Here is a 21314-nt window from a genome sequence, read left to right as displayed (position 1 = left end):
GCTCCCGTTCGAAACGACGGGATACGCTCGGACAGCATCGTCAGCTCGGAAGAGAAGGTTGCGCTCCGTCGGACGTAAGCAACCCCGGACCAGCTTTTTCGCATTCTATAAGTAAAGCGAACAGTATCGTGCCATCAGGCAGCGAGCATCCGGCCCTCGCGGTCGGAGACGAAGCAGAGATCGAGAAGCTTTTGAACCTCGGCGGCGTGACGGAAGTCCGGCTGGCCGTTCTCGCCCGACAGGAGCGCCATCGCGAAGCGATGCTCGTTGCGCGGCGTCACCGGGCATTCGACCGGCCGCCAAATGGCGGTCTCCATGTCCTTGCCCCGGCAAACCTCCAGCCGCGACTCCAGCTGGTTCGCCCAGATGCGCAGCGCGCCCGTCTCGCCGTAGACGGCCAAGTTGAGGTCGTTCAGATTGCCGGTGGCGTAGCGGCTCATGTGGATAACGCCGAGTGCCCCGTTCGACATCTCCACCGTCATGGCGACGCTGTCGTTGACGTCCATCTTGTAGGCGCCGATCGCCCCGCCTTCGGCCTTGTCGTAGGTTTTCATCCGGGCCTGCAGCGCCGCGATCTCGAGGCCGGTGCCGAACAGGACGAAGTCGAGGATGTGAATGCCGATATCGCCGAGAACGCCCTTCGAGCCGTGATCCGAGGACAGCCGCCAGAGCCAGCGCTCGTCCGTGCGCCAGTCGCCCCAATGCTTGCTGGTCAGCCAGCTCTGAAGGTAGCTCGCCTCGAAATGCCGGACCGTGCCGATGCGGCCCTCGTCGATCATGCGGCGCGCCATCTGAATGGCATGGGCATTGCGGTAGGTGAGGTTCACCATGTTGACGAGGCCGGCCGCCTCGATGGCCTCCGTCATCGCCATCGCGTCCTCGAAGTTCACCGCCAGCGGCTTTTCGCAGAAGACCGGCTTGCCTGCCGCGATCATCTGCAGCGTCGTCGGCTTGTGGACCGGGTCGGGCGTCGCGTTGACCGCCGCGTCGAACTCGCCCCAGGCCAGCGCCTCCTCGAGACTGCCGAAGGCATGGGCGATGCCATGCTCGGCGGCGAAATCCCGGGCCCGCTGGACTTGGGTGTCCACCGCCGCGACGACCGCGATCTGCGGAATGGCGAGGAAATGCTCGGCATGGCGATGGGCGATGCCGCCCGTGCCGAGAATGAGGATTCGCTTCTCGGCGCTCATCGGTAGCCGGCCTCCCCCGCCTTGTGCAGCGAGGCGCCCTTCTTCTCGATCGTCTCGCGCGCCTGATCGATCGGCACGTTCGGCGCCTTGGAGACGTCCTTCCAGGCGGGCGCCGGATTGTACGCCCAGCGAACGGCGTTGCGCAGGACCATCTGGATGTTCGGATCGTGATAGATCGGGTAGGTCTCGTGGCCGGGCTCGAAGTAGAAGATTTTGCCCGCGCCGCGCTGATAGGTCAGCCCCGAGCGGAACACCTCACCGCCCTCGAACCAGGAGACGAAGACCGTCTCCAGCGGCTCCGGCACGAGGAAGGGCTCGCCGTACATTTCCGAGTTCGGCAGCTCGATTGCCTTGTCGATCCCTTGCGTGATCGGATGCGACGGATTGATGACCCAGAGCCGCTCGCGCTCGCCGGCCTCGCGCCAGCGCAGCGAGCAGGGCGTGCCCATCATCCGCTTGAAGATCTTGGAGAAATGGCCGGAGTGGAGGACGATGAGGCCCATGCCCTCGTTCACGCGCTGCTGTACGCGATCGACGATCTCGTCGGAGACCTCGCCATGCGCCTTGTGCCCCCACCACACGAGCACGTCCGTCTCGTCGAGCCGCTCCTGCGCGAGCCCATGCTCAGCCTCGCCAAGCGTCGCGGTCGAGACGGAGATGTCGCCATCCTTGGCGATGGCGGCGGCGATCGTGTTGTGGATGCCGTCGGGATAGATCCCCTGCACCACGGCATTTTCCTGCTCGTGGACGAACTCGTTCCAGACGACGGTGCGGATGCTCATCTCTGTCCTTCCTTCTCCTAATGCGAAGACCGGAAGAAGCGGAGCCGGACGGGCTCGACAGGGAACGAGCCGGCCGAAAGCCAGGCGTCCGCCATCTCCTCCCACACCAGCCGCTCCTCCGGCTCACCCCCTCCCAGGAGTGCAATGCAGCACTTTGACGACAATCAAAGCGCTTTGGATGGAGATTGAAGCGCTTTGAGGGACGTGTCAACATGCACCCCGGAAATCACGGGCGGGCAGTCGACCGGGGCGCTCCAGCTCGAGACGCCGTTCAGATGCCGTCGGGGGAATCGGGGAGGCGAATGATCACGAGCTTGAAGGCGCTGGCCGACCATCTGCAGCTGTCGCCGACGACCGTCAGCCGCGCGCTCAACGGCTATCCCGAGGTCGGCGCCAAGACGCGAGCCCGCGTTCTGGAGGCCGCCGAGCGGCTGAACTACCGCGCGAACCCGGCCGCCCAGCGCCTCGCGACGGGGCGGGCCAATGCGATCGGCCTTCTTTTCTCCACCCGCAACAACATGCTGGAGAGCCCGATCGTCACCGACCTTCTGGCCGGCATCAGCGAGACGGCGGCCGAGCGGGGCCTCGCCATCCACCTCTTTCCCATCCGCGCGGGCGAGGAGAGTGCCGCCTGCAAGCGCATCGTCGGATCGGGCGCGGTCGATGCGCTGGTTCTCCTCTCGCCGATCTTCGACGAGCCGGAGACTCAGAGCCTTGCCGAGATCGACTTTCCCGTCGTGGCCCATGGCCGCCCGATCTTCGGCCAGGACGTCGCCTCCTTGAGCGTCGACAATGTCGGCGCCTTTCACAAAGGCGCCGCCTATCTCGCCGCCCTCGGCCATCGGCGCATCGCGCTCCTCAACGGCGAGGAGGCCTATGCCTACGGCCGCGACCGGCGGGAGGGCTTTCTCGCGGCGCTCGGCGAGGCAGGCCTCCAACCGGACGAGAGACTGATCGCGAGCGGCCAGCAGACCTATCGCCGGGGCCACGAGGCCGCGCGTGCCATGCTCGCCCTCCCGGACCGGCCGACGGCCTTTCTCTGCTCCTCCATCCTGCTCGCGACCGGCGCGTCCAGAGCCATCGCCGAGGCCGGTCTCTCGATCCCCGGCGACATCTCTCTCGTCGCGCATGACGACGCGGTCTCCGCCCTCCCCGCCGACATGGCCTTCGCCGACCTCACGGTCCTGCGCTCGCCCGTGCGCGCGGCGGGCCGCCGAATCGCGGACATGGCGATCGAGCGCGCACGCGGAACGCCCGCGTCCGACCTCGTCGAGGTCTGGGACGTCCCGCTGATCGAAGGCGGCTCGACCGCACCGCCGCGCGGCTGAGAGAACGCCCGGCCGCGCCCCTGGAGCGGAGAACGGCGAACCGCCACGCCGATCGATCCTCGATCATCAGCCTCCGCGAACACGCCGCTTTGTCGTGTGACCATCCCGCTTCCACGGCGTCGCCAGCTAGGCGGCGGGTGCGGCTGATCGTCAAGCCTTCGCCATTGCTTCACCACTGCGACGGTTTTCGCACCAAATCACCCGGTCCCGGCCATCCCTGCCCGCTTCCGTCCTTGCACCGTCTTGACTATCTCGGCGAAAGCCCGCAAAGCCACCTCTCAGGCCTTTTCGGAGCGTAGCGCAGCCTGGTAGCGCATCTGGTTTGGGACCAGAGGGTCGCAGGTTCGAATCCTGCCGCTCCGACCAAGGCCTGATCGGCCCCGTTCGGCGACCGGACGGGCAGTGGAACGCGGGCGGACGAGCGCCGTTCGGGTTCTCCAGAAAGGGTCTTCGCCGACGCCGTTTCGGCGACGCGATGGGGTTCAGACAGGCATGGTCGCACGCATCTATCGTCCCGCCCGCACCGCGATGCAGTCCGGCAAGGCCGGCACGCGCGAATGGCTGCTGATGTACGAGCCCGAAGAGGCCAAGCGCGTCGAGCCGCTGATGGGCTACACCTCGTCCGGCGACATGAAGGCGCAGATCCGCCTCTCCTTCGAGAGCCGCGAGGCCGCCATCGACTATGCCGAGCGCAACGACATTCCCTACCGCGTCGAAGAGCCCAAGGACCCTTCGCGGCGCAAGGTCTCCTACACCGACAACTTCCGCTACGACCGCCGCCAGCCCTGGACGCACTGACTCGCTTACGATCGAACGGAACGCCGCTCGATCGCTGTCACGTCGCGCAGCGCTCGGGGCTATAGAGCGCCCGCCATCCATGCTAGACCTCGGCCGCATCCGAACGGAGCGCCGATCTCACCGCCGCCCAAGGTTCGGCCCCGTAGCTCAGAGGATAGAGCACCGGCCTTCTAAGCCGATGGTCGCTGGTTCGAATCCAGCCGGGGTCACCACCGTTCGAATCCACCGCCCCTTCACGCCGAAGCCACCCGAAGGGGCTGGCCCCCCGCCACCATTTCCCCTATCGTGCCGCGCACGGTCCCGTAGCTCAGCAGGATAGAGCATCAGATTCCTAATCTGAGGGTCGCGTGTTCAAATCACGCCGGGATCACCAAAAAGCTGATACTTTTCAGTGTGTTATAGCTTCTTCTCTGTTCGTTCGTTATGTCCAGGCGGCAACGGGGGCACGTCAGGGGCAACCAGTTCAGGCGCAGCGATCGAGTCGGCCCTGTCGGCGAACTGTTTGATTTCGGCCAGGAGGTCATTCGCTCCTGCATCATTCTTGACGAGATGGCGAGCCAGCATTTCCAGCATAGCCGTCGAATTCTTGACGAGTTGGGCCAACGTACGGTTCTGCTCCTTCACCTCGCTGAAGCTGTCGTCCAGCGACAAAAGTCGCTCAAGCGATTTCCAGCCCTCGTCCTCGAGCTTCTGGACGGCCGGATGCTCCTCGAACGATTCTTCGAGGCGTTTAACGATCTCGGTGTTCATCGCTCGGCCATTGATCTCTGCGGCGTCTCGCAAGCGGTCTCGCAAGCCGTCCGGCATGCGGACTTGAAAACGCTCTGCGGCTTGGCTGGGATACTTCTTGTCGTCGGTCATATCGTCTGAGTGCCACTTGCATCTAAAATTATCTATGGGTGCTAGTTGCACCCAATAGCATGAATAGGTAATTAATGGGTGCAACTCGCACTCAGGAGCCTTTCATGGCAAGTCGTATTCTCCGCCTCCCGGAAGTGAAGGCACAAACTGGGATTTCTCGCAGAACGATTTACGAGCTGATGAGCAAGGGGGAATTTCCGCGTGCTATTCAGCTTTCCTCTCGTGCGGTTGGCTGGACCGATGAAGAGGTTTCGGCCTGGATAGATTCCCGCATCGCCGCTCGCGACAGCGGGAGGGCCGCATGAGCGCGCTTCCGATCGGCAGGATGAGGGGGCTTAATCACCTGTCCTCCGCGGCGATTGACGAAGCCACGCTTTGGATCGCGACGCGAGCGATGGGCGAAATCCCAACGCCGATCGTCCCGGCGCTGCGGGGGCGCTTCGGTCTCTCGGCAGCGGAAGCGTGCACGGCTCTTCGCGAGGCGGCGCTGATCCAGGGGAGAGCGCTATGAATGCTCATTCCGAACAGAGGGCTGAGGTAAGGCTACCGCCTCGGAGTGGCACACGTAAGCGGATTGCACCTGCGGCCAGCTGGCCGCTGAAATGGCCGGAGACCCGAAAAGAAGGCTTCGACGTTTTCGATAACTGGCATGAAATGGCGATGGCCGTCATCAGTGATGCCAAGGCCAGTTTCCGAGTGATCGCCGTCTGCAAGCGTTTCGTCGATTGGGATACGGGCGAACTCTACCCTACCTCGGTAACGCTCTCGAGGATAGCTGGGAGATGCTCCAGAAAGACGATCGAGCGCGATATCGGCAACATGGTGAACCTCGGACTGTTCATCGTGCGTCACGACTGGAGGGTAACGAACGGCAAATTGCAGTCTCGTCGGTTCCTTCGGCTGGCGGTTCCCGACGTCGTTCAGTGGGACCACGGTTGTCCTACCGAACCGAGGCGCCGATGGGACCACGCGTGTCCAGAACCATGCCCCACGCGTGGTCCCACTACCCTTGAAGCTACCCTTGAAGAAGAGGAGCGCGTCGATGTCGCGTGAGCCTCTGACAGGATCTAAGCGGCTCGATCGCGCGGCGCCGGCAAAAGATCGGGGCGCTGCCCCAAACCCCGCGAGGGTTTTGCCCTCGACCCGTTCGATCGTCTTCATCGCTCGTCCGCTGGGCACCTCGCTTCGCTCGCTACCCATCGAACGATCAATGAATCCGTTCTCACCATTTCAGGTTGGCGTTTACGTGCGCGCACGGAAAACGAGGCGGAATGATCTCCCTGAACATCCAAAGAGTCGCTTAACTCTGACAGCGATGAGCGAAGCTGCCGCCAAAAGCGAAAAGGCGCGAGCGAGCGCAGTTGCATGTTTTTTCCATCATTTCGGGATGAAGGAGCTTCGCAATGTCGACGCGTGAAGACCGCCGGACACCGCGGTGCGAGATCGTGCCATTCCCGTCCGCGCGCCGTCTGGAGAAGGTACGGCAGACCGCCTTACTGCTCCTCGACGCGACATCTAAGCCGAAGCTGGATGCGCATTATCGCTCCAAGATTTTCGGCGGCATCGAGAACCAGTTCCTCAAGGTTGGCGTCAGTCAGGAGCGCGCCACGGCGCAACGCCTAGCGTTCGAGCAGGCCGTCGCGGATGAGATGAACCGGATTGACTATGAAGGCGTCCGCGCTCAGCCGGACGGGGGTGCGTCATGAGCGACGAGAACGAGACGGCGCGCCGCGTGAAAGCAGCCTGGGCGGGCACCACGATCAAGAAGCGCGGGCGGACGACCTTCATTCCGACAAAGACCAGAAAGCGCGCCAGCTGCGCGCCTCGCTTTTCCAACGGGGTGAAATTTCGATATGAGTTCCACTTCGTGACGAGCTACCTCGATCCGCCTTACAACACGCATCCGTTCACGAGTTGGATCGTCACGCAGATCGCGAACGACCGTCGATCGCGCTTTGCGGAGGGCACGTCGGACGAGGCGCTTGCGGAACTCGTTGCCGACCTGCGAGAGCAGGGCCATCGTGTGGAGGAGTTCAAGACGGGGTGCGCGGGAGGATCCCGATGACGGCGCCTCTCGACATCCTCTGGACGGCCGGCACCATCGGGCGCTTTCTCCGCCTCGGGAACGATGGAGTTTACGCTCTCGCGCGCGAGACCGATGCTCCGATCTACAAGTCCGGCGGCCGGCTCTATGCCTTCGAAGGCGAGCTCACCGCATGGATGCAGCGCCCTGAAAACCGGCGCAGCCCAACGAACCCCAAGGCAGCCTAAGCCTCCGTAAAGACGGGCGGTTCGCCTTCACGCTACCTCTGATGCCTCATTCGAGAGGCATCGGACTTGACCCACCCCACGACAGCCGCACTGGACCGACAGCTCGCCAAAAAAGGCGAACGGGTCACGTTGCGCCGGGTGCTTCGCGGTGCTCCCGCCCTTAGCGTCAACGTGCTTGCCTTCTGCCGCGGCGCCACGCCTGAAGAGCTGGTTGCCGGCGTAGACCAGAACGCAACCGTCGTCGTCCTTTCCCCGACAGAGATCCTGGCTGCCGCTTGGCCCGCACCTCCGGTCGCTGGCGACGAGATCATTCGTCAGGGCCAGACCCGCACCATCACCACGGCAACGCCCGTCGTCATCGGCGAAACGGTCGTCCGCTACGATCTTCGGGTGCTCGGTTGAGCGCGCGCGCGTCCGCCTCCGAACGGGGTTACGGCACCGCGTGGCGCAAAGCCCGCGCCGGCCATCTGCGCTCGCACCCTCATTGCGTCGCCTGCTCCCGCGAAGGCCGCATCGCTCCCGCTACCATCGTCGACCACATCATCCCCCACAGGGGCGATCAGCGCCTCTTCTGGGATCGCACCAACTGGCAGTCCCTCTGCACCCCGCATCACAGCGGAGAGAAGCAGGGCGACGAGGCGCGTGGCTATGCCGCCCGCGTTGGTGCCGACGGCCTCCCGACCGATCCCAACCATCCTTTCAATCGAGGAGACGCACGATGAGTGCTGCCCGCTACACGATCTTCGCTCACCTGCGAGGATACACCGACAACGCCGCGTTCACGAAGATCGTCGCCAGCGGCAAGCTGACCGCCACGAGCTCGGCCATGAGCGAGGTCATCACCGTTCCGGCCGCGCCCAAGGGCTGTGATCTCATCGTCTCTCTTCGCGGCCGCTATGTGGACGACGTCGCCAAGAGCGGCGCTGGCTGGAGCTACGTCGCCATCTGGGAAGGCACCGAGACACCGGCCTTCGGCACCTCGAATGTCGCGGTCGAAGCGGTTCCTCGCGCGGTCATTGACCCGCCGCTCGTGAACAACATTCCCAGCCATGCCGATATCGCCGTTCGGCCTGGGCAGAAGTTCGCGATCCTCGACACGGGCTGGGCGCTCTGATCGTCATGTCTCGCACCCTCCGCTCTGACCGCTGGAAAACCTTGGACGCCGTTCGCTCGACGAATGCAGCCTCGCGTCCTCGGATCGAAGAGGCCCGCCATGGAGCCTCCTTGGCTGTCTCCATCGCGTCGGGCAAGGCGGGGGGGTCGAAAGCTGGACCCCAAGGGGATCAAGACCGGTTGGGGTACCTCTCTTCAGAGTTAGTTGCCGCTGATTTCGATCTCGGTCGCTCGCGGAGGGCTTTCTGATGGGCCTCCGCGGACCTGGCGCATCTCGCCTCAAGCTGGCTCGGGAGGCTCTTCCCGCCCGCCGGCGGACGCTGCCTTGGCAGAAGAAGGGCCTCGGCCGCGCTGAACGCGTGATCGCCTTTCTGCAGTTCCTGCCGATCACGAAGGGTCCGCTGGCGGGGAAGCGGATGAAGCTCCTTCCCGGGCAGCGGGATTTCATCCTGCAGATCTACGGCGATCTGGACGCCAAGGGCATGCGTCGGCGCCGGATCGGCGTGTCGAGCGCACCAAAGGGCAATGGCAAGACAGGCCTCGCGGCTGGTCTTGTCCTCTGTCACCTGCTTGGACCGGAGAGCGAAGCCCGTGGCGAGGTCTACTCTGGCGCGATCGATCGTCAGCAGGCCGCCATCATCTTCAACGAGTGCGAGGCGATGCTGCTCGGCATTCCGGAGTTTGCCGCGCGCGTGAACGTGCAGCGCTTCCTGAAGAAGATCGAGGTGCTGGACGGTATCGGTAAGGGATCGGTCTACGAAGCCCTTTCAGCCGACGCGCGTCGAGCCCACGGTCTCGCGCCGTCGCTTTTTGTGTACGACGAGCTTGCTCAGGCTCGCGATCGGGAGCTTCTCGACAACCTGATGAATGGTCTTGGAAAGCGCCGCGAAGCGCTTGCCCTCATCATTTCGACGCAGGCGCCCGACGACGATCACCCGCTCTCGCAGCTCATCGATGATGGTCTCAGCGGCGCCGATCCGAGCATCTTCGTCCAGCTCATCTGCGCACCGCCGGAGGCCGATCCCTTCGCCGAAGCCACTTGGCTCGCCTGCAATCCGGCCCTTGGAAAATACGTCTCGCTGCAGGAGATGCGCGAGGCCGCGGCGCGCGCCCGGCGCATCCCGGCCTTCGAGGCATCGTTTCGAAACCTTCGTCTGAATCAGCGCGTCGACGCGCGCGAGGAAAATCGCATCGTGACGGCAGCCGTCTGGCGTCGCGGAAACGTCACTGTGGATCGGAGCGAGCTGGCCGGCCGCACGTGTTTCGCCGCGCTGGATCTTTCCGGCAAGCACGACCTCACCAGCCTGACGCTCGTCTTTCCGGATGACGCTGAAGAGCCCGGCTTTGACGTTCTGCAATGGTGCTGGACGCCGGAAGGCCAGCTGGGTGTCCGCCGGCCGTCCGAACAGGATCGTTTTCGCGCTTGGATCAAGGCCGGCCACATGATCGCGGTGCCGGGGCCGACGATTCGCTATGGCTTCGTCGCTGCGCAGCTCGTCGCGCTTGCGGCCGAGTTCAACATTGTGGTGCTCGGCTTCGACCGGTGGCGGGTCGACGACTTTAAACAGGATCTCGAGGAGATCGACGGCAATTTCCCGGTCCCGCTCGAGCCGTTCGGCCAGGGCTTCAAGGAGATGGGCCCGGCGGTGGATTGGTTCGCCGAACTGGCTCTGACCGGTCGTGTCCGTCACGGCGGCCATCCTGTGCTCACCGCAGCGGTCGCCGGCGCCATCATGGACAGCGATCCTGCCGGCAATCTGAAGATCGCGAAGGATCGCTCGAATGGACGCGGACCCGTCCGCGTCGATCCGGCCGTGACGCTCGTGATGGCGCTTGGCCTCGCGAAGCGCTTCCAGCCGGCCGCTCCGATCGATCTCGACGACTTCCTCAACAATGCGGTGACGGCATGAACGCGCTCACGACCCTCGCGCGCCGCTTCGGCCTGAAGGAAAGCCGCATCTGGCGGACCTACTTCGGGACGGAGTCCTGGGCGGGAAAGAACGTCACGCCGGACACGGCGATGCAGATCGCGACGTTCTGGGCGTGCGTCCGTCTGATCTCCCAGACGATCGCGACCCTTCCGTTCTCGCTCTACGTGCGGCGTGCCGACGGTGGCCGCGACGTGGCGAGCGGTCACCCGCTCTATCCGCTCATCCATGACATGCCGAACGCCGATCAAACGTCGGTGGAGTTCTGGGAGGGTCTGGTCGCTCACCTGCTGATCTGGGGCAACGCATATGTGGAGCTCGGCCGTGGCGTTTCCGGCGGCGTCGTCTCGATGACCTTGCTGCGGCCGGACTTGATGATGGTCTACCGCGACCAGTCCGATGCGCTGCGTTACCGGTACTCGGACCCGCGCGGTGTGATCGAGTTCGGTGATGGCGAACTGATGCACGTCCGTGGCTTCGGTCTTGGCGGTGATCTCGGCCTTTCTCCCGTTGGGCATGCTCGGCAGACTTTGGGCGCGGCGATCGCGACGGACGAGGCCTCCGCTCGGACCTTCGCCAATGGCATGCGGCCGGGTGGAATCATCACCTACGAGGGCGACAAGCTCCTGACGCCGGAACAGCGGCAGCAGGCGAAGACGGCTCTCATCGAGCCGATCACCGGATCAGAGAACGCCGGCAAGACGCTGCTGATGGAGGGAGCGGCCGGGTTCAAATGGCAGGACGTGAACATGCCGCCTCGGGATGCCGAGATGCTGGCGACCCGTGCCTTCCACATCGAGGAGATTTGCCGATGGTTCGGCGTGCCGCCTGTGCTCGTCGGGCACAGCTCGGCCGGACAGACCATGTTTGGAGCCGGCGTCGAACAGATCATGCTCGGTTGGCTCACGCTCGGTCTTCGTCCGTACCTGACGCGGATCGAGCAGGCGCTCAAACGCTCCTTGATCGCGCCAGCGGAACGCGCCTCGCTCTACGCTGAATTCACCGTCGAAGGCCTCCTTCGCGCCGACAGCGCCGGACGCGCCGAGATGTATTCGAAGCTGATGCAGGTCGCGGCCATTACGCCGAACCAGATCGCCGATCGCGAGAACCTGCCGCGCTTCCCTGGCGGAGACGTCCACCTCGTCAACTCGACCCTCGTGCCGCTCGATCAGGCCGGCCGCAAGCCAGCGCGCGTCCAGCCGGCGCCCGGCGAACCGATCCCAGGAGAATGACCATGGAGCGCAAGGACTCGATCACGCAGCATCGGAGCTTCGACCTCTGCATCAAGGCCAAGCCGGACGCGTCCGGCCACTTCTCTGGCTATGGCAGCGTCTGGGGCGTGGTCGACAGCTATCGCGAGATCGTTGCGCCTGGCGCCTTCGCGGCGAGCATTGCCGACACGAAGGGCAAAGGCCGGACGCTTCCGATCCTTTGGCAGCACCGCTCCGATGAGCCGATCGGGCAATGGGACGTGATGCGCGAAGACGATCACGGCCTCTTTCTCGAAGGGGAACTGTGGACCGACGAGGCGCCGAACGCCCGTGTCGCTCATCGCGGCATGAAGGCCGGCGCCATTACGGGACTCTCCATCGGCTTCTACACGCGCGAGGACAGCTTCGACGAGAAGACGCGCATTCGGACCCTGAAGCGGGTCGATCTCGTCGAGGTCTCCGTCGTCACCAATCCCGCGAACGATGAGGCCCGGGTCGACACGATCAAGGCAAAGCTCGCGGCAGGCGAACGGATCAGCGACCGCGAGTTCAAGGCGCTCCTCAGCGATCGAGGCTTTGCGCGCTCCGATGCCGACACGATCGCTGATGTCGGTTTCAACGCCTGGGCCGCGCGCGGCCCCGGCAGCAGCAGCGCCGGCGAGGTCAGCGACCTCCTGAAGGCACTGAGCACCCCTCTCACCCTCCCGACTTTCTGAAGGACCCTGACCATGTCGATCCACGATACCAAGCTGACCGCGGCCCATCGCGCGTTCCACACGAAGGCCGCCGGCGACGCCGCCGACGACCAGCTCGAAATCCGTGCCCTTCGCGACGCTCTCGCGACCCGGGATGCCGAGATCAAGGCCTTCGCCGACAAGGCGGCCGCGGAGATCAAGGACCACGGGCAGATGCTCGCGGACACGAAGGCGGCGCTGACCAGCCTCGCCAAGGCCGGCACCGATCTCCAGACCCAGCTTCTGGCGGTGGAGCAGAAGCTTGCGCGTCGCGGCGGCGGCGACGGCCCGGCGGTCAAGACGCTCGGCAACACCTTCACTGAGAGCGACGAGTGGAAGGGCATGAAGACGCGCGGCGGCGGCACGGCGCGCATCGCGGTCAAGGCCGTGACCAGCGTCACCAGTGCGACGACCGGGACCGGTGGCGTGGGTGACGCGATCCGCCCGCAGCGCCTGCCATACATCGTCACGCCCGGCGAACGCACCTTCACCATCCGTGACTTGATGATGCCCGGCCGGACCGACTCAAATGCCATCGAGTACGTGAAGGAGACCGGTTTCCAGAACATGGCCGCGCCGGTCGCCGAACTCGCGTTGAAGCCACAGTCTGATCTCTCGTTCGATCTCCTCTCGACGCCCGTCCGCACGCTCGCGCACTGGATCCATGCCTCGAAGCAGGTCCTCGACGATATCCCGCTTCTGCAGTCCTACATCGACGGCCGGCTGCGATACGGGCTCGCGATGGTCGAGGAAGCTCAGATCCTCGGGGGCGACGGCACCGGGCAGAACCTCCTCGGCATCGTGCCTCAGTCAACGGCGTTCGCCTTCGGAACCTACTCGCTTCCGAGCGATACGAAGATCGACCGTATCCGCCGTGCCATCCTTCAGGTGCGTATCGCGCTTTACCGCGCGACGGCTGTGGTGATGAACCCGATCGATTGGGCGGAGATCGAGACGCTGAAGGATGGCGATGGTCGCTACGTGATCGGCGATCCGCGTGGCGTCGTCGAGAAGCGCATCTGGGGCCTTCCGGTCGTCGACAGCGATGCCATCGCGCCAGGCAAGTTCCTGACGGGCGCCTTCAACATGGGCGCCCAGCTCTTCGATCGCGAGGATGCGAACGTTCAGGTCTCCACCGAGGACCGCGACAACTTCATCAAGAACGCGGTGACGATCCGGGCCGAGGAGCGCGTCGCGCTCGCTGTCACTCGGCCCGAGTCCTTCGTCTACGGCAACCTCGTCGCCGGCAACGCTGGCTGACGACAAGGAGCCGGGCGCCCGACAGCCCGGCTCACCTTTCCCGAACCGGAGATCAGAACCATGACCAGCGAAGTCGAGATTGAGGCGCTGAAGCCATTCAACGTCCACCATACCCCGCAGACCGTCGTCTGCGACATCGGCGACGTGTTTCCAGTTACCGCGACGCGAGCTGAGCAGCTCGTGGCTTCCGGACTTGCGCGCCGCGTGAAGAGCGCTCCCACGCCCGAAAACAAAATGGCTGTCGAACCTTCGAACAAGGCGGCGAAGAGCTCCGTACGCAAGCCGCTTCCCGACACGCCGAAGGAGTGATCACCATGATCACCGTCATCACGCCCGCAACGGACACCAAGCTGACCACGATCGAACGCGCTCGGGCTCTCCTGGGGTTCGGCGTGGGCGATGATGCGACGGTGCGCATCCTGATCGAGCACGCCTCCAGCGCGATCGTCGATCACTGCCGCCGGCCGTTCGCGACCGAGACCGTCCGTGAGACTTTCGAGGGACCGTCCGCGAGCGGTGCCGTTCTCCTCGGTCGATCGGCGGTCACGTCCTTCGACGAAGTTCGTCGAGGGTCCGAGATAATCGAGCCTCGCTTCGTCCAGTACGATCCCGCAACCGGCTTACTCTTTCGCATCGATGACGACGGTTGGCGCGTAGGGTGGGGAGACCGGGTCTCTGTCACCTATGCCGCAGGCTATGTCCTGCCCACGGACAATGCCGACGCTCCTCCATCCACGCTGCCGCCAGCCGTTGAACGCGCCGCCATCAAGCTCGTCGCTGCCTACCTCTCCATCCGCGGTCGTGACGCGCTCATCAAGAGCGAAACGACGGAGGGGGTTGGCGCGACATCGTTCTGGGTTCCGTCCGCCGGCGCCGGCCTCGCGGATCCTGAAGCGGCAGGCCTGCTTGCCGATTATCGGAGGATCTTCTGATGCTCCACATCACGCCGGAATTCGCGACCTACCTGCGGCAGGAGCTTGGCAAGGATCGCGCGCGGAAAGCCCGTCGCGCGGCGGTCTCGGCCAAGGTCAAGTATCGCAAGCTGAACACCAAGCGCTTCATTCACCTCGTGGGGCAGGCGAAGGTAATCCTGGCCGCCGGCGATCCGACCGTCTTCGCGTTCGAAGGCGCATCTCGTCATGGCCTTCGCATCGGCCTGATCGAGAGAGGTTGGGCGTGGAAGGACGCGGATTCTTGCGCGGCTGAGATCGTAGCGGCGGCCCTGAAGGAGCTTGGCGCGACCCGGCCCTCCTGGGCTGATGGGCAACCCGACTTCGTCTCGAGCGTGGGAACGCTGCGGACTTTCTGCGCCCACTGCAACGGGCGCATTCCGCCGGATCGGAAGACCCATGCCGGCAACCCGGTGAAGTATTGCAGCTTCGAATGCGGACAGTACGCCTACCGGAAGAAGGCATCCGAGTTTGGTGAGCAGGTGTCGCTCGCGGAGTATCTGACCCGATGCGCTGAGCGCTCGGCCAAGACGCTCGAGGAAAGGGCCCGGAACTGCGAACAATGCAACAAGCGGTTCCTGTCCTCCCGGCTCGACGCTCGGTTCTGCTCGACCAGCTGCGTTAGCGAGAGCCAGCGGCGATCCTGGGAGGTATCGTGCGTCGGCTGCGGCAAGACCTTCACCGCCCGACCAGGCACGAAGAACCCGAAATACTGCTCGCTCGATTGCTACACCGCGACAGCTCGCTCCGATCGCGAGGTGTCCTGTGGCGTTTGCCGCGCGATCTTCCGGCCGCGCTTTTCCGAGAAGCGAGGTCTCTCCAAGTTTTGCTCGACCGCTTGCAGCGCGTCAGCCCGCGCCGGTTTGCGCGAGGCGCGGCCGGTGCTGTCCTGCAAGACCTGCGGACAAACCTTCCAGCCCGACTTCCCCTCACAGAAGCGGAGCTTCTGTTCCGTTGCTTGTAACCCGTACGCGAGCAAGGCCGACAAGGCGAAGGCCGCCTCCGCGTTCAACTGCGAGGCATGCTCATGAGCAATACCGTCAAAACCCTGACTGTCCGCTATCGCCAGGAGGGCGGCAGCGAGCTCGAGCGCGTCGCCAAATCCATCGCACGATCTCAGCAGCTCGTCGCAGAAGCCAGCCAGGGCGCCTACAAGGTCGTCGCTGAAGGGACGGTTCGCCTGGGCGGCGCGGAGCGCGGCTATCGTGCTCTGCAGGCGCGTCTCGAAGGCATGGGGCGAGCAACGAAGCAGTTTCACACAGACCTGAAGGCGCTGGACAGCGCCATGTCCGCCGGCATCGTCAAGGGCGAAGAGTACGCGCGACAGCTCGCGAAGATTCAGTCGAACCTTCAGAATGCCGGCCGCGCGACGGGTTCGGACAGCGGGGCCGCGCTGGACATCTCGAAGCGCTTCAACATCGGCGCAGAGGCTGCAAACCCGGCCCGCGCGTCTGCATCCGTCTTTGAAGAGGCTGAGCGCGCGGCCGAGCGGTTACGATCGCAGCTCGACCCCTTGAGCGCTGCTCAGCGGCAGTTGAATGCCGAGCTCGCGACATACCGGGATCTCGCGGCGGGAGGGGTGATCACGACCCGTGAGCTTGCCGATGCGGAGGCGATGGTCGGTGCGCGCATGGCGCTGGCCGAGAAAACCATGGCCGACGTCGGTGCGACGACGAAGCTCACCTCGAACCAGATGGCGAACCTCGGCTATCAGGTGAACGACGTCGCAACGATGCTGGCGATGGGTGCGAGCCCGTTCCAGATCCTGGCCTCGCAGGGCGGACAGGTCGTCCAGGCGCTTGGGGACGGGCCCGGCGGCGTGAAGGGAAGTCTTGCCGCGATCGGGACCGGCATCGCCGGAATGGTGACGCCGGTGACGGCCGTCGCGGCCGGGCTCCTGGCGGCAGGCAGCGCGGCCATCTACTTCGCGACGCGCACCGATAGCGCCGTGAAGCCGCTCAACGAGGCGATGGAGAACCATCGCCGGATCATTGGCGAGATTGCGGACGAGTACGGCGTCGCGCTCAGAGCCAGCGAGGAATATAGCTCCGCGGCCGCGCGTTCGTTCGCCCTTCGTCGCAGTGAAGCGGAACTCCAGACGTCCGCTCGCGCGTCCCTCTTCGACGCCTTCGGCTCCGGCAGCGGCGTCGTGCTGGGCGGCTCCGCCCGCGGCGCTGCCAGCACTGGCGAGGGGCGCGACGCCTTCCGCGTTGCCGCTGGCTATGAGGCCTTTTCCGAACCGCTCCTGAAACTCCGCAAGGGTCTGAGGGATGGAACGGCCGACGCGGCTTCCTTCGTCGAGGAGGTCGCCGGCATCGCCAATCTCAGCCCGGCGAACGCGGCCTTGCAAAAGATGGGGGCCGAACTGATCGAACTCGCACGCGCGAGCGCTGACGCTCAACGGCAGATTGACTCCCTTTCGACCAGCACCGAGCGGATGGCGCGAAAGCAGCTTAGCGAGTCCATGGGCCGCCTACGCGAGTTCGTTCCCGATCGCCGCACCGATGCCGACCGGATCAACGCGGAAGCCGAGCAGGCGTCTGGTCTCGCCCGGTCCTACGGCGAATTGATGGAGATCGAACGCCAGCGGCAAGCCGGCCTGCAGGAGTTTGCTCGCGTCGAAGAGGTCGTGCGTGCCGGGCATGAACTCGACCTCCGCGGCATCGGCGTCCGGTCTGCTGCGGGGCGTGCTGAGATCGACGCCATGCGCACCCGCTTGGACCTCTCCGGCGCGATCATGACGGAGGAGGAGAAGCGGCGGCGGATCGAGGAGGTTCGCAGTCTCTCCCTCGCTCAGTCTCGCTTCCAAGAAGGCGAATCCCTTCGTCAGCGAATGGAGGCGCAGCAGGACGCCACCTCGTCGCTGATGCTGGACATGCAGACCATGGGAAAGAGCCAGGGCGATATTGCCCGTCTCGATACCGATTACGAAATCCTCGAGCTTCAGGAAACGGACCGATGAGCGCTCTCAACTTCTACCATCAGGGCCACCGTGCGATCATCCTTCAGGATGCCGCATGCTACGACGAGGATGGCGTTCTGCTCTCCCTCGGGCCCAAGCACGTCGTCGTCTCTGAAGCGAACGTCGTCGTCACCTGTACCGGCATGGCGAACGCGCCCCAGATCATGGCGACGATCATCCGCCGCGGATTCCGCGACATCGACGACTTCGCGGATCGGGGCGAGGCGTTCTTCGCGGAGCACTGGAGCGACCTTCAGCGTACCATCGATGAGCTCGGTTCCGGTCGGCTCTGTGCAATGGTCGTCGGATGGTCGAAGCGCGATCGGCGCCCGAAGAGTGTCCACTTCACGAACCGCGAGGGCGAGCCGTCCTTCATCGTGGACCTCGCCTGGCTGCATCACCCCAAGCTTCGATCCGGGGCGAAGGCGTCACTCTTGCGGCAGATCGGTGAACCGACGCGGGAAGAGTTCGACCCGGTACAACACGGCATTGCCCTGATGGAGGTACAGCGTCGGCAGCCGTCTGACGGCATGGACGAGGGCAAGTCCGGCCGGCTCCTCATCGGCGGTCACGTCATGCTGATCACGGTCGATCGGCACGGCATCACCGATCGCATCCTCAAGCGCTGGGATGACCGCGTCGGAGAGACGATCGAGCCCGGTCCGCTGCCCGCGACTTCGGCCGGCATTGTCGTTGCGATGCCAGCGGTGAACCGGAGAGAGCGGCGCCGGCAGGACGCGCTTCGTCGTGGAGCGGTCGCTTGAGCGCCTGCAACCTCATCCTCGGGCCGAATCGCGCGCTCATCTGGACGGACTCGGCCGTGTTCAACATGGCCGGCGAGATCATCGAGCACCATCGCAAGACGATCCCGATCGAGGGCATGAAAGCGGTTGTCTCGGTTTGCGGTTTCCCGTTCATCGCTGAGTTCTTGGCGAAGGAGATCGCGCATCTGGCCGCGGAGATCGGCACGACCTTCGACGACATCATCACCAGCGACGGCGCCTTGGTCGACGAGGTCTTCACCGTCGTTGCCCCGTTCGCGCCGACGCTCGGCACCCTCCCCCGCCGCTTCTGGATCACCGGATGGTCTGAGACGGACGGGTGCCCAAAGTGTCTTGGCTTCAGCCTCGAGGACGGCGTATGCGTTTGGCGGCCCGTGGAAAGCGATTTCGCCCCGCCGTTGGGCGAAGCCGCTCTGCTGATGATCTACGGCGCCGTCGGACAGGCCAGCCGGCCCGGCTTCGACAAGCGGACGATCGGCGTTCCGTTGATGCAAGCGCAGCGCGCCTCCCTCGCTGAAGTCCCTCAGACGTTCGAGGGGCCGTTGATCCCTGGCGGCGCGATCCTCGAGACGCTGATCACGGCGGAAGGGGTTTCGCAAACGGTCGTCAGCACATGGGCGGAAGATCTGACCGCCACGCGGCCGGCGTCGTCATCCGCTCTGGGGCGACTCATTTCGGCGAACACTCAAGGCGGACAGGTTGCCGTCTTGAACCGTGCCGCCAGACGACGAGCGGAGCGTTTCGACGCCTGATCATCCTGTCTTGCGACCGCCGCCGGCTTGATGCTTCGCTTTGGCATCATCCGGCGGCAGATTACCCAAGAAGTGAGCTTAAATAGAGTCTTTCCCAGAGACTTTAGCCGTGGCAGCGCCACTCACGAAAGCATCATCGAAGTGAGAAAGGAAGCATTCTATCAGTCTGCCGTGATAGATGCCGTAAACTGTCTTCGTCATGCCGCCATCTTTGGGTGCCAAAATAGAAAAATTGAGACGATCCGATAAAAGTTCGGGCCGCATCCAAGCCTTGCTCCGCCACTGATCTGTGTCATGCGTGAAGTCGCCATCGCCGTCGTACGACCACGTTGCGACGTCTTTTTCATCAATAGCTTTTTTGAATTTCGCGAGCAGCGCTTTCGGATTGCTCGTCATAAAAGTCACGGACATAGGCAGTCTCCCTTTCCTTTCTCAAGCTATCGTTAAGCGTGTGGGAGTGCAATTGGAGGATCAGTCAGCCACCGCCCGTTTCCCTCCGCCAACATAGGCGTTGCAGCCTGCCGGCTTCTGATGCGCAGGCCTTAAAAGTGATCGACGCTCGGAGCGCTATTTCGCGCGGGAGGCTCCAAGCCGCTCATCCTGTCAAAGAAGAGATCGACCGCGCGGCTATCGCGCCGGTTCGTGATCGTGTCGCGCTTTGGAAAATCGCGCATCGCGTTCAGGCGGACCAGCGCGCGTTCTGTCAGCCCGAAATAGGTCCGAAGCTGATGATCCGTCATGAAGCGTGGGAAGTAAGTAACGTCGTTTCCCACTGTCCGAGCCCTTCAATCGCGGTTTTTACGATTCAATCAGGTAGGACGAACCCGTGAGACTTTCGCCTCGCTTGTGACTGTCTTTTCATCTTCGATTGCAGCGTCTACCGCCTCAATCATGCGTTGGAAGTTAACCACCCGGTCCGCCATCACGTTCGGCAGCATGGTATCTGTTGCAAGACTGCGAGCCGCGCCACGTCTTTCTTCAACCAAGTACGCGCGAACGGCTCTTAGGTGCTCGATGGCCTCATCACGCTTCAACGTATCGTTTTCGGACATTTTACCTCGCCTTTTTCACTGCCTGTATAAATCGTAACAAGCCATATTAGGTCAAATCACGATCGAACTTAGAAGCACCGCCCAAGCCTCCAGCGCCTTCCGCTTCTCCGGTAGGTAGTCGTTTAAATCGTAGTGCCGACCCGTCACGGCCGCCGCCCCGCCCGTGTCACCAGCATGCGCGATGACATGGGAAACGATGAAGCGCGGAAGGCCGATCCGCTCGCTTGTCATGTTCGTTGCCCCGGTCCTGCGCAGGTCGTGAGGAGTCGCCCCATTGATCTCGAGGGCTGTGGTCATCCGGTTCATTGCACGCGAAAAAGCGCCTGCCTCAATGTGTGAGTCTGTCCGCCCGGACGTGAAGACGAACTCGCTTTGCCCCTCGCACCTCTCCAGGATGGACATTGCGAGATCAGAGAGCGGGACGAGGTGCGTGCGCTTTCCTTTCATCCGCGTTCCGGGAATGGTCCAGACACGTTTCGCACGATCGATCTCGGCCCACCGCATGCCGACGATCTCGCCACGCCGCTGCAACGTCACCGCGGCCATCTGAAGGGCTCGCCCCATCTCCTGCGATATCCCGAGCCCCTTCACCTCCTGAGGCTCAAGGCACGCCTGCCAGAACGCGCGAAGCTCTTGGTCCGACAGGACGCGCTCGCGCGGCTGCGACGCCGTGACTGCGATATCATGCGCCGGGTTGGTCTCAATGATCTCTCGACGGACGGCATAGCCGAGAAGTTGCCGGACAACAGCGAGGCACTGTCGCCCGTTCGCCGCAGACTTGCGCGACTCCTTCGAGACGAGCGCTTGAATGTCGGAGCGTTTGATTTCCGGGACTGCCTTTGCATCCAGAGCCGGCGCCACGAAGCGATCGAAGATCCTACGCTCTTCCTTCAACGTAGAGGCTCGCTTAGGGCCTTTGGCATTCGCCTTATGCAGCCCCCTCCCCGCGTCCTCGAAATAAGCGTCGGCAAGGTCGCCAATCCGATGAAGGCGCTTGCCAGCTTCAGCAGCCTTGTGGGCGCGATCGATGCCGACGACGTCCGCACCTCCAGCGACGGCGCCTTTCACCTTTCTGGCCTCATCCCTGGCTCGAGAGAGCGTCACGGCAGGATAAGGACCGAGCGCCTTCCGCCGTTGTTCACCCGCGGCGCTGCGATAGCGGACAGACCAAGAGCGGGCGCCGTTCTCTGTGACACGAAAGATCAAGCCGGGCTCGTCGTCGTCCCGAAGTTCAAGACGCTTGCCTGGCTCCGGGAGAGCCCGTTTAAGGAGATCGTTCGTCAGCTTCATCGCGTGTCCAATCTGTGCCCCCGATCAAGCGGGGGCACGTCAGGGGCACA

General features: G+C 64.0%; 27 protein-coding genes and 3 tRNA genes. 23 read left to right on the top strand and 7 right to left on the bottom strand.

The features are described from left to right. Positions 1-134: 134 nt before the first annotated feature. A complete protein-coding gene (locus tag ASG62_RS17285; protein ID WP_056693759.1) occupies positions 135-1190 on the bottom strand; it encodes a Gfo/Idh/MocA family protein in 1056 nt (351 codons plus the stop codon). Next, on the bottom strand, positions 1187-1972 hold the full coding sequence (locus tag ASG62_RS17280; protein ID WP_056693754.1) for a ThuA domain-containing protein: 786 nt from the start codon (positions 1970-1972) through the stop codon (positions 1187-1189). The genes ASG62_RS17285 and ASG62_RS17280 overlap by 4 nt, the downstream gene beginning before the upstream one ends. Positions 1973-2274: 302 nt before the next feature. On the opposite strand from ASG62_RS17280, the gene ASG62_RS17275 reads away from it, so the two are divergent. The 5 genes from ASG62_RS17275 to ASG62_RS17255 all read left to right on the top strand — a co-directional run bounded on the left by ASG62_RS17275 (position 2275) and on the right by ASG62_RS17255 (position 4471). Beyond that, positions 2275-3300: a LacI family DNA-binding transcriptional regulator gene (locus ASG62_RS17275; protein WP_056693752.1), complete on the top strand. Its 1026-nt coding sequence runs from the start codon at positions 2275-2277 to the stop codon at positions 3298-3300. A 289-nt stretch (positions 3301-3589) separates the two neighbouring features. Further along, a tRNA-Pro gene (locus tag ASG62_RS17270) sits at positions 3590-3666 on the top strand. A 126-nt stretch (positions 3667-3792) separates the two neighbouring features. Further along, the gene (locus tag ASG62_RS17265) at positions 3793-4098 is read left to right on the top strand and encodes an ETC complex I subunit (RefSeq protein WP_056693749.1); all 306 of its coding nucleotides are present in this window, start codon (positions 3793-3795) and stop codon (positions 4096-4098) included. Positions 4099-4234: 136 nt separating this feature from the next. Beyond that, positions 4235-4310: transfer RNA gene (locus ASG62_RS17260), tRNA-Arg, on the top strand. An 84-nt stretch (positions 4311-4394) separates the two neighbouring features. After that, a tRNA-Arg gene (locus tag ASG62_RS17255) sits at positions 4395-4471 on the top strand. 23 nt (positions 4472-4494) lie between these two features. Here ASG62_RS17255 and ASG62_RS17250 read toward each other — a convergent pair. Continuing rightward, positions 4495-4959, bottom strand: coding sequence for an Arc family DNA-binding protein (locus ASG62_RS17250; RefSeq protein WP_056693746.1), 465 nt, complete (start codon positions 4957-4959; stop codon positions 4495-4497). Positions 4960-5033: 74 nt separating this feature from the next. Between ASG62_RS17250 and ASG62_RS25830 the strand changes: the two genes are divergently transcribed. The 18 genes from ASG62_RS25830 to ASG62_RS17165 all read left to right on the top strand — a co-directional run bounded on the left by ASG62_RS25830 (position 5034) and on the right by ASG62_RS17165 (position 18922). After that, positions 5034-5264 (top strand): AlpA family phage regulatory protein, encoded by a 231-nt coding sequence (locus tag ASG62_RS25830; protein ID WP_200944666.1) that lies wholly within the window; start codon positions 5034-5036, stop codon positions 5262-5264. Then, on the top strand, positions 5261-5470 hold the full coding sequence (locus tag ASG62_RS17245; RefSeq protein ID WP_156382215.1) for a hypothetical protein: 210 nt from the start codon (positions 5261-5263) through the stop codon (positions 5468-5470). The genes ASG62_RS25830 and ASG62_RS17245 overlap by 4 nt, the downstream gene beginning before the upstream one ends. Positions 5471-6362: 892 nt before the next feature. Further along, positions 6363-6665 (top strand): DUF6074 family protein, encoded by a 303-nt coding sequence (locus ASG62_RS17235; protein WP_056693740.1) that lies wholly within the window; start codon positions 6363-6365, stop codon positions 6663-6665. Further along, positions 6662-7024, top strand: coding sequence for a hypothetical protein (locus ASG62_RS17230; RefSeq protein ID WP_056693737.1), 363 nt, complete (start codon positions 6662-6664; stop codon positions 7022-7024). Before ASG62_RS17235 ends, ASG62_RS17230 begins: the two co-directional genes overlap by 4 nt. Continuing rightward, positions 7021-7230 carry a hypothetical protein gene (locus tag ASG62_RS17225; protein WP_056693734.1) on the top strand — a complete coding sequence of 70 codons (210 nt, stop codon included), beginning with the start codon at positions 7021-7023 and terminating at the stop codon, positions 7228-7230. Before ASG62_RS17230 ends, ASG62_RS17225 begins: the two co-directional genes overlap by 4 nt. A gap of 66 nt (positions 7231-7296) precedes the next feature. Then, complete coding sequence (locus tag ASG62_RS26650; protein ID WP_056693731.1) at positions 7297-7632, top strand: hypothetical protein; 336 nt, start codon at positions 7297-7299, stop codon at positions 7630-7632. After that, complete coding sequence (locus ASG62_RS25825) at positions 7629-7952, top strand: HNH endonuclease (protein ID WP_156382214.1); 324 nt, start codon at positions 7629-7631, stop codon at positions 7950-7952. Before ASG62_RS26650 ends, ASG62_RS25825 begins: the two co-directional genes overlap by 4 nt. Beyond that, positions 7949-8344 carry a hypothetical protein gene (locus ASG62_RS17215; RefSeq protein ID WP_056693729.1) on the top strand — a complete coding sequence of 132 codons (396 nt, stop codon included), beginning with the start codon at positions 7949-7951 and terminating at the stop codon, positions 8342-8344. Before ASG62_RS25825 ends, ASG62_RS17215 begins: the two co-directional genes overlap by 4 nt. Positions 8345-8591: 247 nt before the next feature. Continuing rightward, positions 8592-10253 carry a terminase large subunit gene (locus ASG62_RS17210; protein WP_056693725.1) on the top strand — a complete coding sequence of 554 codons (1662 nt, stop codon included), beginning with the start codon at positions 8592-8594 and terminating at the stop codon, positions 10251-10253. Further along, positions 10250-11503, top strand: coding sequence for a phage portal protein (locus ASG62_RS17205; RefSeq protein WP_056693722.1), 1254 nt, complete (start codon positions 10250-10252; stop codon positions 11501-11503). Before ASG62_RS17210 ends, ASG62_RS17205 begins: the two co-directional genes overlap by 4 nt. A gap of 2 nt (positions 11504-11505) precedes the next feature. Beyond that, the gene (locus ASG62_RS17200) at positions 11506-12198 is read left to right on the top strand and encodes an HK97 family phage prohead protease (RefSeq protein ID WP_056693718.1); all 693 of its coding nucleotides are present in this window, start codon (positions 11506-11508) and stop codon (positions 12196-12198) included. 12 nt (positions 12199-12210) lie between these two features. Beyond that, positions 12211-13476 carry a phage major capsid protein gene (locus ASG62_RS17195; RefSeq protein WP_056693715.1) on the top strand — a complete coding sequence of 422 codons (1266 nt, stop codon included), beginning with the start codon at positions 12211-12213 and terminating at the stop codon, positions 13474-13476. A gap of 60 nt (positions 13477-13536) precedes the next feature. After that, positions 13537-13785, top strand: a complete 249-nt coding sequence (locus ASG62_RS17190) for a hypothetical protein (protein WP_056693712.1) — start codon at positions 13537-13539, stop codon at positions 13783-13785. A 5-nt stretch (positions 13786-13790) separates the two neighbouring features. After that, on the top strand, positions 13791-14408 hold the full coding sequence (locus ASG62_RS17185) for a hypothetical protein (RefSeq protein WP_057180524.1): 618 nt from the start codon (positions 13791-13793) through the stop codon (positions 14406-14408). Further along, on the top strand, positions 14408-15457 hold the full coding sequence (locus ASG62_RS17180) for a hypothetical protein (RefSeq protein ID WP_056693703.1): 1050 nt from the start codon (positions 14408-14410) through the stop codon (positions 15455-15457). Before ASG62_RS17185 ends, ASG62_RS17180 begins: the two co-directional genes overlap by 1 nt. After that, positions 15454-17388 carry a phage tail length tape measure family protein gene (locus ASG62_RS17175; RefSeq protein ID WP_162246012.1) on the top strand — a complete coding sequence of 645 codons (1935 nt, stop codon included), beginning with the start codon at positions 15454-15456 and terminating at the stop codon, positions 17386-17388. The genes ASG62_RS17180 and ASG62_RS17175 overlap by 4 nt, the downstream gene beginning before the upstream one ends. Continuing rightward, the gene (locus ASG62_RS17170) at positions 17385-18152 is read left to right on the top strand and encodes a hypothetical protein (protein ID WP_056693696.1); all 768 of its coding nucleotides are present in this window, start codon (positions 17385-17387) and stop codon (positions 18150-18152) included. Before ASG62_RS17175 ends, ASG62_RS17170 begins: the two co-directional genes overlap by 4 nt. Continuing rightward, entirely contained in the window at positions 18149-18922 is a 774-nt protein-coding gene (locus ASG62_RS17165) for a hypothetical protein (protein ID WP_056693693.1), read from the top strand. The genes ASG62_RS17170 and ASG62_RS17165 overlap by 4 nt, the downstream gene beginning before the upstream one ends. Before the next feature lie 78 nt (positions 18923-19000). Here ASG62_RS17165 and ASG62_RS17160 read toward each other — a convergent pair whose 3' ends face one another. From ASG62_RS17160 to ASG62_RS17150, 4 genes are all read right to left on the bottom strand, one after another. Continuing rightward, on the bottom strand, positions 19001-19333 hold the full coding sequence (locus ASG62_RS17160; RefSeq protein WP_056693690.1) for a hypothetical protein: 333 nt from the start codon (positions 19331-19333) through the stop codon (positions 19001-19003). 131 nt (positions 19334-19464) lie between these two features. Then, positions 19465-19695 (bottom strand): hypothetical protein, encoded by a 231-nt coding sequence (locus ASG62_RS17155; RefSeq protein WP_156382213.1) that lies wholly within the window; start codon positions 19693-19695, stop codon positions 19465-19467. Positions 19696-19731: 36 nt separating this feature from the next. Continuing rightward, on the bottom strand, positions 19732-19974 hold the full coding sequence (locus ASG62_RS26645) for a hypothetical protein (RefSeq protein ID WP_156382212.1): 243 nt from the start codon (positions 19972-19974) through the stop codon (positions 19732-19734). Between the two features lie 51 nt (positions 19975-20025). Continuing rightward, positions 20026-21264, bottom strand: coding sequence for a tyrosine-type recombinase/integrase (locus tag ASG62_RS17150; RefSeq protein ID WP_056693684.1), 1239 nt, complete (start codon positions 21262-21264; stop codon positions 20026-20028). Positions 21265-21314 lie beyond the last annotated feature (50 nt).

The sequence above is a fragment of the Aureimonas sp. Leaf427 genome (assembly GCF_001425485.1).
Taxonomy (GTDB): domain Bacteria; phylum Pseudomonadota; class Alphaproteobacteria; order Rhizobiales; family Rhizobiaceae; genus Plantimonas.
Note: the sequence above shows the minus strand (reverse complement) of the source record. Positions and strands in the feature narration are given on the sequence as shown.

Excerpts from the sequence above, each read along its gene's own strand:
- ASG62_RS17285 (WP_056693759.1), bottom strand. The coding sequence starts at position 1,190 with ATGAGCGCCGAGAAGCGAATCCTCATTCTCGGCACGGGCGGCATCGCC.
- ASG62_RS17280 (WP_056693754.1), bottom strand. The coding sequence starts at position 1,972 with ATGAGCATCCGCACCGTCGTCTGGAACGAGTTCGTCCACGAGCAGGAA.
- ASG62_RS17275 (WP_056693752.1), top strand. The coding sequence starts at position 2,275 with ATGATCACGAGCTTGAAGGCGCTGGCCGACCATCTGCAGCTGTCGCCG.
- ASG62_RS17265 (WP_056693749.1), top strand. The coding sequence starts at position 3,793 with ATGGTCGCACGCATCTATCGTCCCGCCCGCACCGCGATGCAGTCCGGC.
- ASG62_RS17250 (WP_056693746.1), bottom strand. The coding sequence starts at position 4,959 with ATGACCGACGACAAGAAGTATCCCAGCCAAGCCGCAGAGCGTTTTCAA.
- ASG62_RS25830 (WP_200944666.1), top strand. The coding sequence starts at position 5,034 with ATGGGTGCAACTCGCACTCAGGAGCCTTTCATGGCAAGTCGTATTCTC.
- ASG62_RS17245 (WP_156382215.1), top strand. The coding sequence starts at position 5,261 with ATGAGCGCGCTTCCGATCGGCAGGATGAGGGGGCTTAATCACCTGTCC.
- ASG62_RS17235 (WP_056693740.1), top strand. The coding sequence starts at position 6,363 with ATGTCGACGCGTGAAGACCGCCGGACACCGCGGTGCGAGATCGTGCCA.
- ASG62_RS17230 (WP_056693737.1), top strand. The coding sequence starts at position 6,662 with ATGAGCGACGAGAACGAGACGGCGCGCCGCGTGAAAGCAGCCTGGGCG.
- ASG62_RS17225 (WP_056693734.1), top strand. The coding sequence starts at position 7,021 with ATGACGGCGCCTCTCGACATCCTCTGGACGGCCGGCACCATCGGGCGC.
- ASG62_RS17215 (WP_056693729.1), top strand. The coding sequence starts at position 7,949 with ATGAGTGCTGCCCGCTACACGATCTTCGCTCACCTGCGAGGATACACC.
- ASG62_RS17210 (WP_056693725.1), top strand. The coding sequence starts at position 8,592 with ATGGGCCTCCGCGGACCTGGCGCATCTCGCCTCAAGCTGGCTCGGGAG.
- ASG62_RS17205 (WP_056693722.1), top strand. The coding sequence starts at position 10,250 with ATGAACGCGCTCACGACCCTCGCGCGCCGCTTCGGCCTGAAGGAAAGC.
- ASG62_RS17200 (WP_056693718.1), top strand. The coding sequence starts at position 11,506 with ATGGAGCGCAAGGACTCGATCACGCAGCATCGGAGCTTCGACCTCTGC.
- ASG62_RS17195 (WP_056693715.1), top strand. The coding sequence starts at position 12,211 with ATGTCGATCCACGATACCAAGCTGACCGCGGCCCATCGCGCGTTCCAC.
- ASG62_RS17190 (WP_056693712.1), top strand. The coding sequence starts at position 13,537 with ATGACCAGCGAAGTCGAGATTGAGGCGCTGAAGCCATTCAACGTCCAC.
- ASG62_RS17185 (WP_057180524.1), top strand. The coding sequence starts at position 13,791 with ATGATCACCGTCATCACGCCCGCAACGGACACCAAGCTGACCACGATC.
- ASG62_RS17180 (WP_056693703.1), top strand. The coding sequence starts at position 14,408 with ATGCTCCACATCACGCCGGAATTCGCGACCTACCTGCGGCAGGAGCTT.
- ASG62_RS17175 (WP_162246012.1), top strand. The coding sequence starts at position 15,454 with ATGAGCAATACCGTCAAAACCCTGACTGTCCGCTATCGCCAGGAGGGC.
- ASG62_RS17170 (WP_056693696.1), top strand. The coding sequence starts at position 17,385 with ATGAGCGCTCTCAACTTCTACCATCAGGGCCACCGTGCGATCATCCTT.
- ASG62_RS17160 (WP_056693690.1), bottom strand. The coding sequence starts at position 19,333 with ATGTCCGTGACTTTTATGACGAGCAATCCGAAAGCGCTGCTCGCGAAA.
- ASG62_RS26645 (WP_156382212.1), bottom strand. The coding sequence starts at position 19,974 with ATGTCCGAAAACGATACGTTGAAGCGTGATGAGGCCATCGAGCACCTA.
- ASG62_RS17150 (WP_056693684.1), bottom strand. The coding sequence starts at position 21,264 with ATGAAGCTGACGAACGATCTCCTTAAACGGGCTCTCCCGGAGCCAGGC.